The following is a 19795-nucleotide window of genomic DNA, read 5'->3' on the forward strand; positions in this document are numbered from 1 at the left end:
GCTGGGAGGTGCCGGCCCGCTCCCGCCCGCGGGGGTCTACCGGGTGGTCGCGCGGCGGCGGACGAGTGCGTCCATCACCACCGCGGCGATCAGCACCACGGCCGTCACCATGTCCTGGACGGCGGCGCTGACGCCCATCAGCCCGAGTCCGTTGAACACGACGGCGACGACGAGGCCGCCCAGCAGAGCGTTGACGATCCGCCCACGGCCACCGAACAGGCTCGTCCCGCCGATGACCGCGGCGGCAACGGCGAACAGCACGTCCTGGCCGCCGTTGAAGTCGGTGGACATGCTCCCCTCGGTGGAGGCGTAGACGAGCCCGGCGAAGCCGGCGACGACGCTCGAGAGGATGAACCCGAGCGTGATGATCCACTTCACGTTGATCCCGGCCCGGCGGGCGGCCTCCGGACTGTTCCCGACCGCGTACATGTACCGGCCGGTGCGGGTCTTGGACATGAACAGGGTCGCGACGAGGATGATCACGAGCACGAGCGGCACGAGGTAGGGCATGCCGCGGATCGCGATCGCGCTCGTCCCCTGGTTGGAGTTGAAGATGAGGGTGAGCACGATCCCGACGACGGCGACCCCGGCGATCCGCAGGACGGTCACCCCGAGCGGGGCGGCGCTGAGCCCCTGGTTGGCGAGCGACCGCTGGCGCAACAGGGCGATCGCCCCGTAGACGGCGACGCAGACGATCATGATCACCCACCCGGCGGTCGGGGAGATGTGGCTGCTGTAGAGCTTGGCGATCGTCCCGTTGGCGGTGATCACACCACCGACCGCGGTCTTGTCGACGTTGGCGACCTCGAGCATCACGCCGGTGAGACCGAGGTAGCCGCCGAGGGTGACGATGAAGGACGGGAGCCCGAGCCGGGCGATCAGCGAACCCTGGAGCGCCCCGATCCCCGCCATCACGACGAGCCCACCAAGGATCGCCAGCCACCACGGGAAGTTGACCGGTGTCGCGTTGAGCTCGAGCATGACGAACGCGCCGACCGCAGCCCCGAACCCGGCGGAGAGGTCGATCTCCGACAGCAGCAGGACGAACGTCTCGGCTGCGCCGAACAGGATGTAGATCGACGCCTGCACGAACAGGTTGACGAGGTTGCTCGCGTGCAGAAAGGACGAGCGCTCGATCTCGAAGAAGACGCAGATGGCGATCAGGCCGACGATCACCGGGAGCGCGCCGGACTCGCCGTGCTTGATCCGGGCGATGCGCGCGTGGACGTACTCGCCGAAGGTGCTGGCCATGACCTCCGGGGCGACGGTCGCCAGCTCCTCCTCCGACAGGGCCGACTCGGGAGTGTCGACCGTCGGTTTGTCCGTGGTGCTCATGACGCAACCGCCTTGGTGATCGTTCCTGTGGTCATCCACTCCACCGCGGACTGGCGGGTGAACTCTGAAGCCGGGCCCTGGGTGACGCAGTTGCCGAGGTACATCACGGCGATCCGGTCGGCGACCTCGAACACGTCGACCATGTTGTGGGAGACGACCATGACGGCGACGCCGCGCCCGGCGAGGGTGGTGATGAGGTCGAGCACCATCCGGGTCTGGGCGACCCCGAGCGCCGCGGTCGGCTCGTCCATGATCACGAGCTGGGCGTTGGACATCACCGCCTTGGCGACGGCGACGGACTGGCGTTGACCGCCCGACAGGGAGGCGACGGGCTGGCGGATCGACTTGACCGTCTTGACCGACAGTTCCTTGAGGGTCTGGGCGGCGGAGCGCTCCATCGCGACCTCATCAAGGATGCCGTGGCGGACCGGTTCGTGGCCGAGGAACATGTTCTGGACGATGTCGAGGTTGTCGCAGAGGGCGAGGTCCTGGTAGATGGTGGTGATCCCCAGATGCTCGGAGTCACGCGGGCTGGAGAGGTGGACCTCCCGCCCCTCCCAGAGGATCTGACCGTCGTCCTGGGGCCACAGCCCCGACACGGTCTTGATCAGCGACGATTTCCCCGCGCCGTTGTCACCGATCAGGGCGGTGACCTTGCCGGCCGGGATGTCGAGGGTCACGTCACGCAGGGCTTGGACAGGTCCGAAGCGCTTGTACACCCCGCGGAGGGACAGAAGCGAATGTGTGTCAGTCATGGCGGTGGGGAGCGGTCCCGACCGCCCCGCTGACATTGTCGGTCAGCGGGGCGGCGAGCACGCCGGTTCTAGGAGATGCCGTACTTCTTGCAGTCGGTCGCGTAGCTACCCGCGCACAGCTGGCTGGCGGGCACGAACTTGTCGGCGATCACGGTCGCCTGCATGTTCTTCCCGGTCACCCACTCGGGGGTGAGGAGCACCGACGGGACCTCCTTGCCGTTCATCGGGTCCTTGGTCGTGCCGTTGAGCAGACCCGAGGGCGCGGTCTTACCGGCCCGCAGGTACAGCGCGAGCGCGACGGCGGCCTGAGCCTCCTTGTAGATCGGCTTGTAGACGGTGCCGCACTGGTACCCGGAGATGATGTTCTGCAGGCCGGTCAGGGTGGCGTCCTGGCCCGTCGTCGGGAACGTCATCGGCTTGACGCCGTGGGACTTCAGGTACGTGATGATCGGCGCGCCGTTCTCATCATTGGGGATGACCGCGGAGTTGGCGTTCGGGTGGGCGGTGAAGGCCTGCTCGAACTCGGTCTGGGCGTCCGAGGGCGTCCAGGTGCCGGCGGTCTGGGCCACGAGCGTGTACTTGCCCGACTTGAAGTACGGAGCGAGCACGTCGTTGTAGTAGCCGTCGTAGAACAGCGTCGCGTTGTTGTCGGTCGGGGCCCCGCGCATCATGATGACGTTCGGGTGCTTGACCCCCCACGCGGCGGTGCAGGCGACGAAGCCCTGGCCGATCAGCTGACCGACCCGGATGTTGTTGAAGGACACGTACGGGTCGGCGGGGCCGCCGAGGTCGAGGCGGTCATAGTCGATCACCGCGACGCCGTGCGCGGCGGCGTACTTCTCAACCGCGACGCCGGTGCCGGAGTCCTCGGGGTCGATCAGCAGAACGCTCGCCCCGTTGGTGATGTCCGACTGCGCGTCGGTGGTGAACGTCTGATCCGATCCGCCGGCGTTCTGGACGATCATGTCGCTGGCGGGCAGGCCGGCCTTGGCCGCGGCCTCCTTCAGGTACGGCGCGTCGAACTCGACGTACCGGGTCGAGCTCGTCGTGTCCGGCAGGATCACCGCGATCTTCCCCTTGCCCTCCTTGGCGAGCGACGCGAGTCCGGCCATCGCGCTGAAGGTGTTGTCAAAGGACGATGCGGTCACCGCGGCGGTGCTCGAGCTCCCCGATCCCGAACTCGACGAGCTTGCGCTCGTCGTCGCCGGGGCGGAACTCGACGTTGTCGCCGGAGTGGAATTCGACGAGCCGCATGCGGCGATCGTCAGGGCTGCGGCGACGGTGAGCACCGACGTCGTCAAGCCCGCCTTGCTGATGGGCAAGTGCACAGCTACCTCCTGGTTGTACCTCCTCGGGCGCCACGGCCCCCGGTGGGTCCACGGCGCGATTCTCTCTCTCAGGCGACCGTACGGGGAGGTCCATAAACGATGCATTAACAACCGGGTGACATCCATTAACAATCCATAAACGCCCTGGAGTCACGAGGGTTCTGGCCGTTACCAGGCGGCTACTCCGGGGCGAACCGATACCCGGCGCGGGGTGCGGTGATGATCAGCGGCGGACCGTCCGGGGTTTCGAGCTTGGCCCGCAGACGGCCGACGTAGACGCGGACGTACTCGGTTTCGGTCTGGTAGGCCGGGCCCCAGACGCGGCGCAGGAGATGGGCGTGGCTGAGCAGCTTGCCGCGGTTGGTCGCCAACTCGCGCAGGAGGCTGAACTCCGTCGGGGTGAGATGGATCGTCTCCCCGGCGCGACTGACCCGCTGGGAGGCGAGGTCGATCTCCAGCTCACCGATGCTGATCCGCGTGCCCTGGCCGTCCTCGGCGCCCGAGCGGGCCGGCGGTCGGGTCCGTCGCAACGTCGCGGTGATCCGAGCGAGCAGCTCCTCCACGCTGAAGGGCTTGGTCATGTAGTCGTCGGCACCCATGTTGAGCGCGGTCACCTTGTCTCGCTCCCCGCCGCGAGCGGAGACGACGATCACCGCCGCGTTGGACCGCTCCCGGATCTTGCGACAGAGGTCGAAGCCGTCGGCGTCCGGGAGCATCAGGTCAAGCAGGATGATGTCCGGGCTCTCGGTCTCCAGCAGCACGAGCGCGTCGGTCCCGTCGTGGGAGACGACCGTGTCAAAGCCCCGGACGGCAAGGTTGGAGCGGATCAGGTCGACGATGTTGAGATCGTCCTCGACGAGGAGGGCGCGCGTCGGCTCAGGCATGGGCGGACCCCTCCAGCCGCGCGGTCTCTGGCTCCTCCGTCGCCCCGGCGACCTCGACGGGAAGGCGGATCGAGAATCGGGTGCCCACCGCCGCGGGGGCGAGGGCGATGCTGCCGCCGTGGGCCTCGACGATGCCGCGGGTGATCGACAGCCCGAGCCCGGCACCGGCGGTGCGGGACTGCGGCCGGTGGTTGGCGTCGAACGGGTTGTTCGCGAGCGACTCCGGGAACCCTGATCCGTCGTCGGCGACGCTGATCTCCACCTCGTTCTCGTGGCTGAGCCGGCCCTCGATGGTGACGTGAATCGCGGCGCCGTTGTGTTTGAACGCGTTGGTGAGCAGGTTGACGAAGACCTGCTCGAGCCGGTCGTGATCGGCCCAGATCACGGGCACGTCGACGTCACAGCAGATCCGCACCGCGGCGGCCCAGAGGTCGGGGAGCAGCGCGACGGCAGCCTCGATCACCAGCCGCAGGTCACACCAGTCCGGCTGCAGGCGCATCACCCCCGACTCGATCGCCGAGAAGTCGAGCAGGTCGTCGACGAGACGGCCGAGCCGTGCCGACTCGGTCGCGATCCGCTCGAGGAAGCGCTGCTGGGAATCGCCGTCCCAGGTGACGTCGGGGGCGGCGAGACTTGTCGCGTAGCCGCGGATCGCCGTCAGCGGGGTCCGCAGCTCGTGGCTGAGCCGGGAGAGGAACTCGCGTTGAAGCTCGCGTGAGCGGCGCAGCGCGGCGGCCTCGCGGTGGGCGATCGCCGCCTCCTCCCCGAGCAGGGCGGCGACGTCATCACGGTAGCTCGTCTTCGGGTCGAGGGCGGCGGCGATCCGGCCGCGGGCGAGCACGACGATCCGGTCGGCGATCCGGAACATCTGATCGACGTCACGGGTCACGAGCAGGATCGCCGTGCCGGCCTCGCGGGCGGCGGCGAGCAGCCGTTCCACGGTCGCGGTGCCGAGCACCCCGAGGGACGCGGTGAGTTCGTCCACAACGAGCAGGCGTGGCCGCCGACCGAGCGCCATCGCGAGCGCGAGCAGCCAGCGCTCGCCGAGGTTGAGGTCCGACACCGCCACCGCGGTGTCCCGGATCGGGATTCCGAGCTCACGCAGTTCCCGGGCGGCGACAGCATGGAAGCGAGCCTCGGAGCGGACGTGGGTCTCCCGTCCCAGCAGCAGGTTCGCCGCCACGTCGAGGCTGTCGCAGAGAGCGAGGTCCTGCCAGACGACGGCGACGCCGGCGGCGGGGGCGCGCCGGCGGGGGTCGAGGCGCCGGCCGTCGAGGGTGATCGTCCCGGTCACCGGAGTCAACTCCCCGGCTACGCAGCTGACGAGGGCCGACTTGCCCGACCCCGGCTCTCCGCTGAGGGCGACGATCTCACCGGCGCTGACGTCGAGATCGACTCCGTCGAGGGCGGCGGGGGCGCCTGCGAAGGAGACGCGCAGGTCGCGGACGGCGAGCATCCCCGGAGCGTAGCTCTCCGGTCTCCGGTTCAGCCCCCCTCGCCGGTCTCCCGGTCGTGCCGCCGCCGGTCGATTGCGGCGGTGACGGTGGCGACGACCTCGTCGGGCTCGGAGGCGAGGGTGAACAGGTTGAGGTCGCCGGCGCCGATCCGTGCGTCGGGAAGGGCACGCTCAGCCAGCCAACGGATGAGTCCCCCCCACTCGGGCTCGCCGCCGAGCAGGACGACCGGGAAATCGGCGACGGTCGCGGTCTGGATGAGGGTGAGGGCCTCAAACAGCTCATCCAGGGTGCCGTAGCCGCCGGGGGCGACGACGAACGCCTGGGCGTAACGGACGAACATCACCTTGCGGGCGAAGAAGTGGCCGAAGCACAGCGAGATATCGAGGTACCGGTTCGGTGCCTGCTCGTGGGGCAGCACGATGTTCGCGCCGACCGACGTCGCCCCGACGTCGCGGGCGCCGCGGTTGGCGGCCTCCATCAGCCCGCCCCCGCCGCCGGTGATGATCGCCAGTCCGGCGGCGCCGAGCGCGGCCGCCGTCCGGCGGGTGAGGTCGTAGGCGGGATGGTGCTCGGGGGTGCGGGCGGACCCGAACATGGTCACCGCGGGACCGAGGCGGCTCAGTGCGTCAAAGCCGGTGGCGAACTCGGCGGCGATCCGTTCGATCAGGCGCGCGTCCGCCCGGCGGCGCTCCGGGGGCTCGTGGCCGAGCCAGTCGAACAGCCGTTGGTCGAAGGTTTCCGCGCCCGGCTCGCTCATCGGCCGAGGGTACGGATGAGCTCCTCCGCGTCGGCGGGCACGCGGCCGATCAGGGTGCGGGTGCGCGACAGCCCGGCGCGCAGTTCGGCGTCGCCGACCTCGACGGGCAGCAGCGTGTCCTGCAGCTCGGCGAGCCCGTCATCGGCGGCCTGGACGAGGTCGGCGACCCGGTCGAGGGTGGTGTGCGGGTCGGTCGGGGCGGGCTGCTGGGAGTCGGCGATCACCGGGGCGGACAGGCCGTAGCGGGCGGCGAACTCGCTGAGGGTCCGTTTGAGCTGGCCGAAGGCCGCCTGGGTCGGCTTGAACACCGCGGCCTCCATCCGATCGGCCATGTGGTCGTCCAGCAACTCGTATGCCTCGCTGAGGGCGGCGATCGCGTCCCCCAGGTCGTGGGCGCAGGCCGCGGCGTCATCAAGGATCTGGCGCCGTCCGGATTCGGTGGTGTAGCTCACCGCTCTAGTGTCGCTCAGCCGGCGTCGGATTGCAGTTCGCGCAAGGCGGCGGCCAGAACACCGTTGATGAACTTCGGTGCGTCGGCGCCGCAGAACTCCTTCGCCGTCTCGACCGCCTCATCAATCGCCCCCTCGGGCGGGATCGGGCGGTTGCCGGGCTCGGCCTCCGGCGCGGTGATCTCCAACAGCGCGACGCGCAGGATCGACCGCTCCAGCGGGGCGATTCGGTTGAGCGTCCACCCCTTGGAGTGGCGGCGGATCAGCAGGTCAAGCTCGTCCTGGTGGGCGCGAACCGCCTCAGCGAGCTGCTGGGTGAAGCGGTGGGTGTCCTCGGGGAAGTCGAGGGGACGGTCGAGCAGATCGGATTGATAGAGCGCCCACACCGCGGCCCGGCGCTGCTCGGTGCGGGTCGCCAAAGCTCAGGCGCGCGAGACGTATTCGCCGCTGCGCGTGTCGACGCGCACGCGATCACCGATGTTGACGAACAGCGGCACCATCACGCGCGCTCCCGTCTCGATCGTCGCCGGCTTGGTCCCGCCTCCGGAGGCGGTGTCCCCCCGCAACCCGGGCTCGGTCTCGGTCACCTCGAAGTCCAGTGCGCTGGGGAGCTGCACGTCGGAGGCGACGTCGTCGATGTAGAGCACCTCGACCTCCTCCGATTCGCGCATCCACTGGAGCGGCTCGGCGAGGGTCGCCTCCGGGATCTGGACCTGCTCGTAGGACTCGGTGTCCATGAAGTGGGCGTCGACCCCGTCCTTGTAGAGGAACTGCATCTTGCGAACCTCGGTGCGCACGGGGCGAAACTTCTCCCCCGCCCGGAAGGTGCGGTCGATCACGTTGCCGTCGGAGGCGCGCTTCAGCTTCGTGCGGACAAAGGCACCGCCCTTGCCCGGCTTGACGTGCTGGAACTCGAGGATCTTGAAGATCGTGCCCTCGACGTCGATGTGGTTGCCGTTCTTGAACTGGTTTGTGCTGATCATGCGCCGCCTGAGTGTAGTCCCGTGCCCGTCCGGCGCTCTCAGGCGACGACCCGCAGCTCCTTGGGGATCGCCGTCAGGACCCGTGGTGCGCCGTCGGTGACGACACACAGGTCCTCGATCCGCACCCCGAACTCGCCGGGCAGGTAGACCCCCGGTTCCACGGTGACGATCTCCCCGGCGAGGAGGCGATCAGAGCCGGCGGGAATCCGGGCCGACAGGGTCGGCGCCTCGTGGATCTCCAGCCCGACGCCGTGACCGAGACCGTGCCCGAAGTGCTCACCGAAACCCGCCGCGGTCAGCCGGTCCCGCGCGACCGCGTCGACGGCATGGCAGTCCGCCCCGGCGCGGACGGCGGCGAGCGCGGCGAGCTGCGCCTCGAGCACCGTTCCGTACACATCCGCCGCCCGGTCAGAAACCTGCCCGGCGGCGACGGTGCGCGTGCAGTCACAGCAGTATCCGTCAACGATCGCGCCCCAGTCGATGACGACGAGCTGCCCGTCGGCGATCGCCACGTCCCTGGGCTGGGCGTGCGGGAGGGCGCCGTGCGGGCCGGCGGCGATGATCGAGGCGAACGACGGCCCGCTCGCCCCGCGCCGGCGCATGTCGTGTTCGAGCTCGAGGGCGAGTTCCCGTTCGGTCCGGCCGATGATCGGACCGGCGAGCAGGGCCTGCAGCGCCGCGTCGGCGAGCGCCTGGGCGGCGGCGATCGCCGCGATCTCCCGGGCGTCCTTGACCCGGCGCAGCCCCTCCACGAGCCCGCCGGCCATGACGGGGGTGACCGTGTCGGGCAGGCCCGCGCGGAGGCGGGCGAACGCGGCGACCGAGGTGTGCTCGTCGTCATAGCCGAGCCGCAGCGGCGGGCCGGCGAGCAGGTCCGCGACGGCCTCGACGAGGTCGATCGCGGTTGCTGTGTGAAGCTGGCGGAAGCTCGGATCGACCTCCTGGGCGGCCTGTTCGACGTAGCGGAAGTCCGTGACGAAGACGCGCGTGTCGGGACCGACCATGGCGAGCCCGTTCGAGCCGGTGTAGCCGGTGAGGTAGCGGACGTTGGTCAGGTCGCTGACGAGCAGTGAGTCGATCCCGGCGTCCTCCAGCGCCGCGACCAGCGCGTCGACGCGAGCGGGGTGAGGAGACGAGGGCAGGTTCATGCAGGCAACGCCTCCTTGAGCAGCGACAGCGCCTCACGGTAGCCGTCGGGCCCCTTGCCCGACACCGTTCCGCAGCACAGCTCGGCGATCACCGACACCTGTCGGAAGGCCTCGCGCTCGCTCACGGCGGACAGGTGCACCTCGACCGCCGGCAGTCCGGTGAGCTCGAGCGCGTCGCGGATCGCGTAGGAGTAGTGCGTCCACGCCCCCGGGTTGAGAAGCACGCCGTCGACGGTGAGGTCGTGCAGGTGCTCGACGAAGGCGCCCTCGTGGTTGGTCTGGAAGAAGCTCGTGACGAGCCCGAGATCGGCGGCGGCGGTGGCGATCTCCATCTCCAGTTCCGCGAGCCCGAGCCCGCCGTAGTGGGCGGGGTCGCGCCGACCGAGCTGGTCGAGGTTGACGCCGTGCATCACCTCGATGCGCGGTCCGGTGACGCTCATGCGATCAACTCCTTGACGGCCGCCCTCAGGGCGGCGGGGGTGACGTGCTGGCCATAGATGGCCTCGCCGGGGGTGCGCAGGAGGACGAAGGGCACCGGCCCCTCCCCCGTGCGCTTCTTGTCCTTGGCGGTGGCGAAGATGATCGGCTCGAGCTCGAGCCCCGGCCCGGCGTGGGTCGGCAGCCCGCGGGCGGCGAGCAGGTCGGCGACCTGCTCGCGCAGCGCGTCCTGGCCCGAGAGCCGCAGGGCAGCGAGCAGCCCGAGCCCGACCGCCTCCCCGTGGCGGTAGCGCGCGTACCCGGTGACGGTCTCCAGGGCGTGGCCGACGGTGTGGCCGAGGTTGAGCAGCTGGCGGGGGCCGCCGTCGCGTTCGTCGGAGGCGACGATCCGCAGCTTCGTCAGCGCACAGCCGGCGATCACCGCCGGGTCGGTCGGCTCAGCCCCGGCGGCGACGCGCTCCCACAGCCCCCCGCCGGCGATCAGCGCCGTCTTGACCACCTCGGCGTAGCCGGCTGCGACCTCGGCCTCCGGAAGGGTCGTCAGGGTGAGCGGGTCGACGATCACCGCGGCGGGCTGGTGGTAGGCGCCGACGTAGTTCTTGGCCTCCGGCAGATCGACGCCGGTCTTGCCGCCGTAGGCGGAGTCGACCTGGGCGACGAGGGTCGTCGGGACCTGGACGACCGGGACACCCCGCTGATAGGTCGCCGCGCAGAACCCGGCGAGATCACCGACGACGCCGCCCCCAAGGGCGGCGACGACGTCAGAGCGGGTGACGCCGTGGCGGGCCATCTCGGTCCAGACGATCTCCGCGTGGGCGATCGTCTTGGACTGCTCCCCCGGCATGATCCGGACGTCCGCGAAGGCAGGGCTGAGGTGAGCGCCGTGGTGGCGGAAGGCGTTGTAGTCCGAGACGATCACCCGCCGGCCGGTCACCGCGGCCGGCCAGAACCCCGCCTCACAGAGCAGACCCGGCCCGATGTGGACCGGGTAGTCACCCGACGCGCTCGCCGCCCACAGCGTCCGCAGCCCCGGCCGATCCGGCAGCCCGTCCAGGCAGGTGAGCACCTGCGCGATCTCCCGGGCCCGGTTGGCCGGCACGATGACGTCCGCCAGCTCCCAGTAGCCGTCGTGGCGTTCGGCGTAGAGGGCCCGGAACCGCTCAGGGTCGCTGGCGAGCGGACGCCGGTGGGGGTGGTGGCTGTGGGTGACCCGGTGCCAGGCGCTGTCGACGTCGATGTCGATCCAGACGACCGTGTGGGCGGCGATCGCCGCACGGATCGCCGGGGACCCGAGCGCCCCTCCGCCGAGTGCGACGGCGCGCACGGACGGGTCGGCGAGCAGCTCGAGGGTCGTCTGCTCCTCGAGGGCACGGAAGTGCGCTTCCCCGGCGCGGGCGAAGATGTCACGAACCGACTCGCCGGCCCGCTCCTCGATCACATGGTCGACGTCGGCGCCGCCCGGCCCGAGCGCACGCGCGGCCGTGCTCTTGCCGGCCCCCATGAAGCCGATCAGGACGAACTTGCGCGTCACGGCTGGGAGCGGTCGGGCTCCGGCCAGCCGATCCGCCGCCGGTACGCCTCCACCGCGGCCCGGACGTCATCGATGTGGTCGCCGCCGAACTTGGCTCGGTAGGCGTCCGCGAGCACGTAGGCGACCATCGCCTCCCCGACGACACCGGCGGCCGGGACGGTGCAGGAGTCGGTTCGCTCGCGCAGCGCCTGGGCCGGCTCGTGGGTGGCGATGTCGACCGAGCGCAGCGGCTTGGTGAGCGTCGGCAGCGGTTTCATCCAGCCGCGCACGATCACCGGGTCGCCGTTGGTCATCCCGCCCTCGACACCGCCGGAGTGGTTGGTCTCCCGGTGGTAGCCGCGTTCGGGGTCATAGAAGATCTCATCGTGGGCCTTAGAGCCCGGCAGGCCGGCGACCTCGACGCCGTCGCCGATCGCGACCGCCTTCATCGCCTGGATGCTGAGGATCGCCTGGGCGAGGCGGCCGTCGAGGCGCTCCTCCCAGCTGATGTGGGAGCCGAGCCCGGGAAGCACCCCGAAGGCCTGGACCTCGAACACCCCGCCGAGCGATTCGTTCGCCTTCCGCAGCGTGTTGATCTCGGCGACCATCTGCGCGCTCGTCTCCGGGTCGAGGCAGCGGACCGGGGAGGCGTCGACGTCGGCGAAGTCGCCGGGCGACAGGCGCACGTAGGCGGGGGCGCTCACCGAGGTGATCTGGATGACGTGGGAGTACACCTCGACCCCGAGGGCACGCAGGAACTCCTTGGCGAGCGCACCGCCGGCGACGCGTGCGGCGGTCTCCCGGGCGGACGCCCGTTCGAGGATGTCGCGGACGTCGCTGAGCCCGAACTTCTGGGTGCCGACAAGGTCGGCGTGACCGGGGCGCGGCAGGTGCACCTCGGGCACCTCCGCGGCGACCGGCCACGGGTTCATCCGCTCCTCCCAGTTCGCGTAGTCGCGGTTGGGCACCGTGATCGTGATCGGGCCCCCGAGCGTACGGCCGTGACGGACCCCGGAGGTGACCTGGGCGCGGTCGGTCTCGATCTTCATCCGGCCGCCGCGGCCGTGGCCGAGCTGGCGGCGGGCGAGGTCGGCGTCGATCCGCTCCCGGTCGAGGGTCAGGCCGGCGGGGAGGCCCTCGAGGACGCAGGTGAGACCGGGGCCGTGGGACTCCCCGGCGGTGATCAGCTTCAGCGGCATGGGGGCCCTAGGTTACGCGGCGGCGGCGGCGCCGGGGCGCGTGGGCGCCCCCGCGCCGGTGCGGGCGCCCGGCCGGACCGGGTCGGCAGACCAACGGGGTGTCCGCTTCCGGACGCTTGATTCAAGGCCCGCACGGTAACCGCCGACACACCAGCAGTCCTGGAGAAAGGGACGGTGCCAACGGCCACCGTCAGACCCGTCGTGATGTCGACCCGTACCCCAACCTTCTGCCTGCGTGTCCGCGCGGCCTTGTGGGAGGAGCGCGGCCAATCCCTCTTTGAGGTACTGATCGCCGCCCTCGTCACCGTGATCGTCCTCGGCTCGATCGGGGCGCTGCTCATCGCCTCCCAGCGCGATCAGCAGAAGAACGCGAGCTATGACGCCGCCCAGGGGAGCGCCCAGACCGAGCTCGACGCGATGGTCACCCAGATCGGCGCGGCCAACAACATCATCGCCGCGAGCCCGAACTCGGTCGACATGGACGTCAGCATCGGCGGGACCGACGTCCAGGTCTACTACGAGTGTGACATCCCGATCGCCAACGGCGACCGCTCCTGCGTCCGGCTCCAGACCGGGGTGACCGACCCGCTCCCGCCCCTCAGCACCGCAACCACGGTGATTCCCGACATCACCAACGGCACCACCGCCGCACCGGTGTTCAGCTGGACCTCCGAGGCGCCCGCCCCGACCTACGGGACGGGCACGACGACGACCCCGGTGCCGGTCACCCCCGACTACGTGACGGCGACGATCGACGTGCCGGCCGCGGACGGGGTGGCGAGCCCCGCGCTCACCCTCAACCACACGATCGCCTTCTCCGACGGGGCGCTGATCCGCAATGTCATCGTGCAGAACAACTGAGCGCAGCCCCGGCCCGCGCGGTGAGGCGGGCTTCATGCTCGTGGAGGCCCTCGCCGCAGTGCTGATCCTCACCGTCGGGGTCATGGGGCTGCTGACCGGCTTCGTCGCCTCCCAGAAGCTGTCCTCCAGCAGCGAACGCCAGGCGTCGATGTCCCAGGTCGCCCAGCGCGAACTGGAGCGGGTGCAGGGACTTCCGTACGCGTCCGTCGGACTGACCGCCGCGCCGTCACCGTCCACGGACCCCGGGAACCCCGACTACTGGGTGACCGCGGGCCCCCCCGCGACGTTCGCGTGGAACCAGGGGTCAAGTCCCGCGGAGGCCCTTGACGTCGACACGACGAACGGGACGGTCGTACCGTCGTCGAGCTGGAGCGAGGGCGGCTACAGCGGCACGGTCGACGACTTCGTCACCTGGGTCACCGACACCGGGTGCAGTCCGGGCTGTCCCGCCTCCGCGGACTACAAGCGGGTGACCGTTGCGGTGACGATGACCGGGCCGGGAGCGCCTTCGCCGGTGTACGTCTCCGCCGTGGTGACCGACCCGAACGCCGCACCCAATCAGGGGACAGCCAACGGCACCTCCGGCAACCCGGTCACGAGCGGGGGGACGACCTGCTCGACCCAGACGGGCACGACGACGACGACCGGGCCGTGTGAGGCGCCGATCACCTCCGGGGTGCCGAACACGTTCTACGTGCACGACTGCGCGGCGACGAACACGAGCTGTGGCGCCCCGACAACCTCGCACCCAACCGATCCGACCGTCGGTCTGATCAGCGGACTGACCTGCTCGAGCACGCTGACCCTCGCCTCCGAGATCACGTCGCTGCTGACGAGCGGCTGTCCGACGCCGGACCTGATGGACACGAACATCCCGACCGGGACGAACTCGACGCTGCAGTACTCGACCGACCTCGGGACGACCGGATATCAGGGTGGCCGGCTGCTGCAGCCGCTGTGTGGGAACACGAGCGGCTGTGGGACCGGCAGCACGTCTGACTGCAGCAGCGGGGCGAGCTGGAGCACGAGCCTGCTCAACGCCCAGAACGAGATGTGGGTGACCGCCCCGCTGGCGACCCAGACGACGCTCACCGGGACGGGGGCGCTCAACCTGTTCACCCAGACCCAGGGCGGTGCAAGCGCGGTGATCACCCTGTGTGTCGAGGTGTATGCGATCCCGCCGTCAGGAGGGATCGCCGGGTCACTGGCGGACCTGTTCTCCTGGCCGCCGACCGCCCTCGGCGGCGACGGGTATGTCGCGGCGACGGACCCATCGACGGGGGCGAACTGGCCGACCTCCCCCTCCAACGTCGAGTACAGCTTCAACTACGCCTCCGGTGGGGTGACCGTCCCGGCCGGGGACCGCATCGGGCTGCGGGTGTGGATGGCCGCCAACGTCAACGATGCGATCGCCCTCCTCTACGACAGCGCCCAGTACCCGACCGAGCTGCAGCTCAACAGCTCCTCCGCGATCTCTTTCACCAGCCCATGAAAGCCGAGTCGATGTCCCAGCCCTCCCCTTCGCCCTCCCGGCTGGCTGATGAGTCCGGGGTCGCCCTGATCGTCGCCCTCGCCGCGCTGATGATCATCTCCCTGCTCGCCGCCGCCTCGGTCACCCTCGCGGTCAACACCACCCAGGGAACGCGGCGCAACATGGATCAGCGCCAGGCCTTTGAGGCCGCCCAGGCGGGCCTCCAGGTCGCCCTTTACCGCTACAACATGCTCGCGCCGTCCGCCGGTGACTGCGTCGGGGATGGGGTGAGCGCCCCGTCGTCCGCCGGGGTCTGCACGAGCTCGGTGGCGACGCTGGGGGACGGCGCCTCCTACCAGTACGAGACGACACCGCAGCTGGCCAGCAGCGGCACGTGCGTCGGCTCGATGGTGACCAACGTCGTCGGCGTCTCGAACGTGTGCCTGTCGGCGACCGGCATGAGCCACGGGGTGAGCGTCCGTTCGGAGATGCGCGTCGCCGCGTTCGCCGGGACGCCGCTGTTTCCCTACCCGGGCCTCATCGGCCTGCAGAGCATCGTCCACAACGGCTCCTACACCTCCAACTACACCGAGGCCTCAAACGGCACGATCCTCGTCAACGGCTCGTTTGTGCCGTTGCCGGGCTACCAGGTCTACCTCGGTCCGAGCGGCAGCTACAACGGACCTGCGACGCCGACGCGTCTGAACGGTCCGATCGTGCTCTCGCCGGTCAACCCCGGTTCTTCGGCGACGACGAACGACAACAGCGCGTTCGTGGCCACCACCAACGGCAACGGCAGCGTCAGCTACACCGCCACCGGCCGGGCGTTCTCGGCCACCGGGCCGGCGACGGTGACCTTCACCGGCGGCATCTACAACTACTGCTCCTTCAACGTCAGCGGCAACGTCGTCCTCAACGTCGCCCCGAGCGCGAGCGTCGCGATCTACATCGACTCACCCAGTGACCCGGGCTCCGGCTGTCCCCAGGGGTCGGGAAGCTTCGGCCTCGGCGGCGCGTCGGGGAAGGAGCCGATCTGGAGCAATCCGTCTCAGAACCCGACCGCACTTCAGCTCTACGTCTACGCGCCGAACACGATCACCTTCAACGGGTCGAGCACCTTCAACGGCACCCTGTATGCCCCGACCTCCAACGTCACCTTCAACGGCAGCGCCTCCTTCACCGGCGGACTGTCGGCCAACGACATCACGGTGAACGGCTCGTCCACCTACACCTGGAACCCTCAGGTCGCCAGCCTGCAGGTCAGCACCCAGGGCGTCTACTACCGCTCGGCGTGGGGGCGCTGCAGCGTCCAGCCACCGTCGGGATCGCCGATGGGCGGGTGCGGCTGAGAGCGCTGAGGGGAAGCTGCCCTGCGGAACCGCAGGTCCCCTCCTGGGACAGGCGGCAGCGCGGGCCGCGCTCAGGCGGGCCGCGCTCAGCAGCCGTTCAGATCCCCAGCGTTACCCGAGCTCAACGGGGCGCCAGCGCCGAAGTTCTGGGGCGGGTTGCCGCTCTCGGTGAAGCTCAGCGCTTCAATCGAGTTGTCGCAGGCGAGGCTCTGGGCGGGCTGATATGCGCTGATCACCGGTGACAGCGGATAGTTGCCGAGGTCAAGGTCTTGCAGCACCGAAACGGCGGTCATGTCGACGTTCCAGCCGATGGCGGAACCCTCGAACGCGGCCGAGCTCTGCACGCTCACCTCCGACTGGGGGGCGTATACGACGAGCGCCTGCGTCGCGGCGGACGGACCGCCGATGTACACCTGGGTCGCGGGGTCGGGGTTGCCCAGTCCTGGGCTGTAGGTGCCGGTAGACCCGTTCCAAGGGCAGCCGGTGACGGCGGCGTCACTGGAGCCGACCGTGAGACTGCCGCCGCCGAACGTGGTTGACGTGCCCTGCACGTAGATCTGCATCGCGGATGGATTGACCGCACCGCTGACAAGGTTGAGTCCCCCGGTCGTCGCCGAGTTGTCGACCCCGCCACAGACGACCACGCTTCCGGCAGCACTGTTGGTGGCACTGCTCGGACAGCCGTTGGCACCCGGAGCCTCCACGTAGATCTGCACCCCTCCGGAGCCGCCCACCGCCAGGGTCACGTTGGCGTCGGCCATGAGGCCACAGAGCGTGTAGGCGCCCCCACCGGCGAACGTGATGGTTCCCGGGTCAGAAGCGCTGTCGCCGCTGACCGACAGCATTCCAGAGTTGTCACTGAGTGAACCGCCGCCGCTGTAGCTGATGCCGGTGAGGCCGGTCGGCCCCGTGGTCAGCCGAAACGCCGGGCGTCGCAGTGAGCATTGAGCGTTTGGGTCCCCCGGCGTACACGCATTCCCGCCGGTGTTGACGTAATCCGGCTGGATGGCGGCGACCGGGGTGCCGCTCGATCCGTCAGTGGGATCGGCAGTGCAGCTCGCGGGGGCCCCATCGGCACAGACCGCGTTGCCGAACTCGAAGGTCGGGATCAGGCTCGTCGGATTCGGCTGCGAATTCCCGAGGTTTACGAGGGATTGAGCGAGGTTGGTGTTGTTGAGAGGGCTGAGCGTCCCGGTACTCGAATTGAGGTCCACGGTGGGATTGGGGAGCCAGAGGTCATGGCCCGCGGCGATATTGGCGTCCACCACGCCAAGAGCAGCGGTGTTGCCGATCACCCCTGAGACCACGGCACTGACGGTGCCGAGGCTCAGCAGGCTCGTCAGATTGGTCAGGCCGCTCAACACGTTCGGGGTCGTGTTGGTCAGCGAGCAGAGCAGTGCCACGCACTGCACGTCCCCGTCGAGCACATCTGTGAGCGCCGTCAGCGACGAGTTGATCGTGACGTCGTTGCGGGCTTCCACCGCCTGCAGAGGTCCGGTTGGCTTCAACAGGGTGAGTTGGCGCGCGTAGCTGTTGCCGGGACCTCCGTCATTGCAGGACGCGTCCTCATTGGAGCTCGCCGTTGTGTGACAGCCGATGGCGACGATCTCTGGAAAGAGGACGTCGTCCCCGTTGCTGGTGGATGCACTCTGGCTTTGCTGGGGAACCGCATTGGGCAAGAACTCAGACTCCTGGTAGGTCTCGCTATCAACCGGCTGCCAACTACCGGTGCTCGCTGAGGGCAAGCTGCAGCTCCCGCTGGCGAGCACACACACGGTGGGGCAGAGACCGGCGGGTCGAGCGGACAGCCGCACGGTCCCCGCAACCACCCCAGGATTCAGCTCGGGGACCGCACAGTCGAGTAGATCGCTCAGCCCGAGCGGGCCGCCGTTGAGGTTGAAGCCGCTGCTGAGGCTGTTCACGTTGTCATAGAGTTGGGTTTGGGTGCCGGCGTCGGCCGCCTGCTGGGCTGCGCGCGTGCGCTGGTCGTGGGCGGTCTGCTGACTGGTGTTCAGGGCAAAGGCGACGGCGCCTAGACCGAGCACAAGGCCGACAACGAGAATGACGAGGGCGAGAACGAGCGCCTGACCGTCCTCGGCAGAGCACGATCGCCTCAACGCCGGATGATTGCTCACGATCCACCTCCGAGGATGATTCCCACCGCGCCACTGTCCGAGGCGCTGGTGGGCGATGGGTTTGTGAAGATCGAGCTCAGGTAAACGGGCGTCAAGCGTGCGAGTTGGGTGTGGACGTGCCCACTGACGGGGACCACGACCACCGTGACCCGCCGGGCGTCGGCGCAGGGCGAGCTCGTTTGTGCATCCGTCCCGAAGGTCCCAGTCCCGCTTCCGTTGACGCAGGAACTCGCACTCAGCACACCGTTGGCGACACTCGGACAGCTGTAGGCGGGACTGGTCGCGGCGGTCGTGATGGTGTTGCTTGACAACATGGAGCCGTTGCCACAGCCCACGTAGGTGTCGGTGACGAAGGTGTAGATCATGAACTCGCTGGCGCCCAGCGTCGCCAGACAAGGGCTGTTGACCGTGCTCGGCTCCGTCCCCGCCCCCAGCGCACAGGCCGCCGATGGCGTGCTGAGCTCTGTCACCAGCGCGCCGCTGGGGATCTCCTCCAGCGGCTCTCCATAACTGCCGCAGTCTGACCACTCCGTGAAGCCCTCGGGCTGACTAGCGTAGGGGCGCGTCGATGTTTCGACGAGATTGTCGTAGTTGTTGTCGATCTCAAAGCAGGCGGGACTGGTGTTGAAGACGAAGTTGGTGGGATCCTGAAAGGTCCCATCGATCATCGCGCTGCTCTGGAGCGTCGGCGTGGCGCTGAGCGCAAGCGCATCAAAGCCGCTGGCGCTTGAGCGCACCAAGGACCTGATCTGCTCGAGCTGCTGGTCGGCGAGGTTGATGATCTGTGTCTGTTCCACCTGGGCCGATGCCTGGTTCTGGCCGGTGATGAAGATCACGGCCAGAGCGGTGAGGACGATCACGATGACGAGCGCAGCGACGAGCACCTCAATCAGGGTGAAACCGGCTTCGGAAGTGTCGGTTCGACCGCTCATGTGCCGTAGTTGAGAAGGCTGGCGCCGGTATGGACGGCAAACGGCGCTGAGGCGGTGACGGTGCTGAGGTCAGTCGGGTTATTCGGGTCCTGGAGGTCGGCGAGCTGCGCACTCAGACCAACCCAGCTGAGACTTCCGGCCTCACCAGCGGCGGCCGTGAGATTGAGCGTGTAGAGATTTGTCGCCCCACTTGCCGTGATCGGGCTGGGCGTGGTCGATCCGTCGACGAGACCGGTGAGGTCCAGGGAGATCAGGCCGTGCACCTCCATCCCCGTAACCCCCGCTGCGGTCCGCAAACAGCTTTCCGGACCGACGGTGAGCGAACCACTCGCATACGTGCTGTTGGCCGTGTTGCATGTCCAGATCACCGGCTCGGCGGCGCTGCTCAGGCCCGCCACCGTGGTTGTCTGGCTCGCGCTCGTGGTCGTGTAGCTCGTCGGGACGCCCGAGGGATCACACAGGCTGACCGTCGTCACGGCCCCGTTGCCGTAGGCTTCTTGGGCCACCTCGATACCGCTCACGCCGGCGCAGCTTCCGTTCACAGCCTGGCGCAGGTCGAGGACGAGCCGTTCGAGCCCAACCTCGCCCTGGCTGCCGGAGTACGCATGGGCGATCACCTCCGTGTTCTGTTTGAAGGCCTGGGCGAGCCCGTATGTGCCGGCTCCCAGCACGATGATCGACACGACCATCGTCACCAGCAGCTCAATGAGGGTGAACCCCGCCTCTGGGGTGAGGCGCTCTCGAGCGTACGCCGACCGTTGCCGACAGGTGCAGATGGTACGGTCGTGGCCAGCCATGAGTCCG

Annotated in this window: 20 protein-coding genes; 3 read left to right on the forward strand and 17 right to left on the reverse strand. The window is 69.2% G+C overall.

Annotated elements, in window-relative coordinates; genetic code table 11:
• Positions 1-36 precede the first annotated feature (36 nt).
• The 14 genes from M3M55_RS12370 to aroC form a co-directional block, all read right to left on the reverse strand.
• The gene (locus M3M55_RS12370; RefSeq protein WP_249009809.1) at positions 37-1335 is read right to left on the reverse strand and encodes a sugar ABC transporter permease; all 1299 of its coding nucleotides are present in this window, start codon (positions 1333-1335) and stop codon (positions 37-39) included.
• The gene (locus tag M3M55_RS12375; protein ID WP_249009810.1) at positions 1332-2090 is read right to left on the reverse strand and encodes an ATP-binding cassette domain-containing protein; all 759 of its coding nucleotides are present in this window, start codon (positions 2088-2090) and stop codon (positions 1332-1334) included. The genes M3M55_RS12370 and M3M55_RS12375 overlap by 4 nt, the downstream gene beginning before the upstream one ends.
• A 68-nt stretch (positions 2091-2158) precedes the next feature.
• On the reverse strand, positions 2159-3238 hold the full coding sequence (locus tag M3M55_RS12380; protein ID WP_249009811.1) for a sugar ABC transporter substrate-binding protein: 1080 nt from the start codon (positions 3236-3238) through the stop codon (positions 2159-2161).
• The gene (locus M3M55_RS17425; RefSeq protein WP_256469013.1) at positions 3219-3344 is read right to left on the reverse strand and encodes a hypothetical protein; all 126 of its coding nucleotides are present in this window, start codon (positions 3342-3344) and stop codon (positions 3219-3221) included. The genes M3M55_RS12380 and M3M55_RS17425 overlap by 20 nt, the downstream gene beginning before the upstream one ends.
• Before the next feature lie 253 nt (positions 3345-3597).
• Positions 3598-4302: a response regulator transcription factor gene (locus M3M55_RS12385; RefSeq protein ID WP_249009812.1), complete on the reverse strand. Its 705-nt coding sequence runs from the start codon at positions 4300-4302 to the stop codon at positions 3598-3600.
• The gene (locus M3M55_RS12390; RefSeq protein ID WP_249009813.1) at positions 4295-5758 is read right to left on the reverse strand and encodes an ATP-binding protein; all 1464 of its coding nucleotides are present in this window, start codon (positions 5756-5758) and stop codon (positions 4295-4297) included. Before M3M55_RS12390 ends, M3M55_RS12385 begins: the two co-directional genes overlap by 8 nt.
• A gap of 29 nt (positions 5759-5787) precedes the next feature.
• Positions 5788-6516, reverse strand: coding sequence for a TIGR00730 family Rossman fold protein (locus tag M3M55_RS12395; RefSeq protein WP_249009814.1), 729 nt, complete (start codon positions 6514-6516; stop codon positions 5788-5790).
• Positions 6513-6968, reverse strand: a complete 456-nt coding sequence (locus M3M55_RS12400) for a hypothetical protein (RefSeq protein ID WP_249009815.1) — start codon at positions 6966-6968, stop codon at positions 6513-6515. The genes M3M55_RS12395 and M3M55_RS12400 overlap by 4 nt, the downstream gene beginning before the upstream one ends.
• Before the next feature lie 14 nt (positions 6969-6982).
• A complete protein-coding gene (nusB, locus tag M3M55_RS12405; RefSeq protein WP_249009816.1) occupies positions 6983-7384 on the reverse strand; it encodes a transcription antitermination factor NusB in 402 nt (133 codons plus the stop codon).
• A gap of 3 nt (positions 7385-7387) precedes the next feature.
• On the reverse strand, positions 7388-7948 hold the full coding sequence (gene efp, locus M3M55_RS12410) for an elongation factor P (protein ID WP_249009817.1): 561 nt from the start codon (positions 7946-7948) through the stop codon (positions 7388-7390).
• A 38-nt stretch (positions 7949-7986) separates the two neighbouring features.
• Complete coding sequence (locus tag M3M55_RS12415; RefSeq protein ID WP_249009818.1) at positions 7987-9096, reverse strand: Xaa-Pro peptidase family protein; 1110 nt, start codon at positions 9094-9096, stop codon at positions 7987-7989.
• Positions 9093-9536: a type II 3-dehydroquinate dehydratase gene (locus tag M3M55_RS12420; RefSeq protein ID WP_249009819.1), complete on the reverse strand. Its 444-nt coding sequence runs from the start codon at positions 9534-9536 to the stop codon at positions 9093-9095. Before M3M55_RS12420 ends, M3M55_RS12415 begins: the two co-directional genes overlap by 4 nt.
• Positions 9533-11065, reverse strand: a complete 1533-nt coding sequence (locus M3M55_RS12425) for a bifunctional shikimate kinase/3-dehydroquinate synthase (RefSeq protein ID WP_249009820.1) — start codon at positions 11063-11065, stop codon at positions 9533-9535. Before M3M55_RS12425 ends, M3M55_RS12420 begins: the two co-directional genes overlap by 4 nt.
• A complete protein-coding gene (gene aroC, locus M3M55_RS12430) occupies positions 11062-12243 on the reverse strand; it encodes a chorismate synthase (protein ID WP_249009821.1) in 1182 nt (393 codons plus the stop codon). The genes M3M55_RS12425 and aroC overlap by 4 nt, the downstream gene beginning before the upstream one ends.
• Positions 12244-12447: 204 nt before the next feature.
• On the opposite strand from aroC, the gene M3M55_RS12435 reads away from it, so the two are divergent.
• The 3 genes from M3M55_RS12435 to M3M55_RS12445 are packed head-to-tail and all read left to right on the forward strand — an operon-like array spanning position 12448 to position 15924.
• Positions 12448-13104 carry a hypothetical protein gene (locus tag M3M55_RS12435; protein WP_249009822.1) on the forward strand — a complete coding sequence of 219 codons (657 nt, stop codon included), beginning with the start codon at positions 12448-12450 and terminating at the stop codon, positions 13102-13104.
• A gap of 34 nt (positions 13105-13138) precedes the next feature.
• A complete protein-coding gene (locus M3M55_RS12440) occupies positions 13139-14596 on the forward strand; it encodes a hypothetical protein (protein WP_249009823.1) in 1458 nt (485 codons plus the stop codon).
• Positions 14593-15924 (forward strand): pilus assembly PilX N-terminal domain-containing protein, encoded by a 1332-nt coding sequence (locus tag M3M55_RS12445; RefSeq protein ID WP_249009824.1) that lies wholly within the window; start codon positions 14593-14595, stop codon positions 15922-15924. The genes M3M55_RS12440 and M3M55_RS12445 overlap by 4 nt, the downstream gene beginning before the upstream one ends.
• An 86-nt stretch (positions 15925-16010) precedes the next feature.
• Here M3M55_RS12445 and M3M55_RS12450 read toward each other — a convergent pair whose 3' ends face one another.
• From M3M55_RS12450 to M3M55_RS12460, 3 genes are read right to left on the reverse strand one after another with little or no spacing between them, the layout of a single operon-like run.
• Positions 16011-18041, reverse strand: coding sequence for a hypothetical protein (locus M3M55_RS12450; RefSeq protein WP_249009825.1), 2031 nt, complete (start codon positions 18039-18041; stop codon positions 16011-16013).
• 14 nt (positions 18042-18055) lie between these two features.
• The gene (locus M3M55_RS12455) at positions 18056-18991 is read right to left on the reverse strand and encodes a type II secretion system protein (RefSeq protein WP_256469014.1); all 936 of its coding nucleotides are present in this window, start codon (positions 18989-18991) and stop codon (positions 18056-18058) included.
• Entirely contained in the window at positions 18988-19788 is an 801-nt protein-coding gene (locus tag M3M55_RS12460) for a prepilin-type N-terminal cleavage/methylation domain-containing protein (protein WP_249009827.1), read from the reverse strand. Before M3M55_RS12460 ends, M3M55_RS12455 begins: the two co-directional genes overlap by 4 nt.
• Positions 19789-19795: the final 7 nt, after the last annotated feature.

Source organism: Conexibacter sp. DBS9H8, from assembly GCF_023330685.1.
Classification (GTDB): Bacteria; Actinomycetota; Thermoleophilia; order Solirubrobacterales; family Solirubrobacteraceae; genus Palsa-465.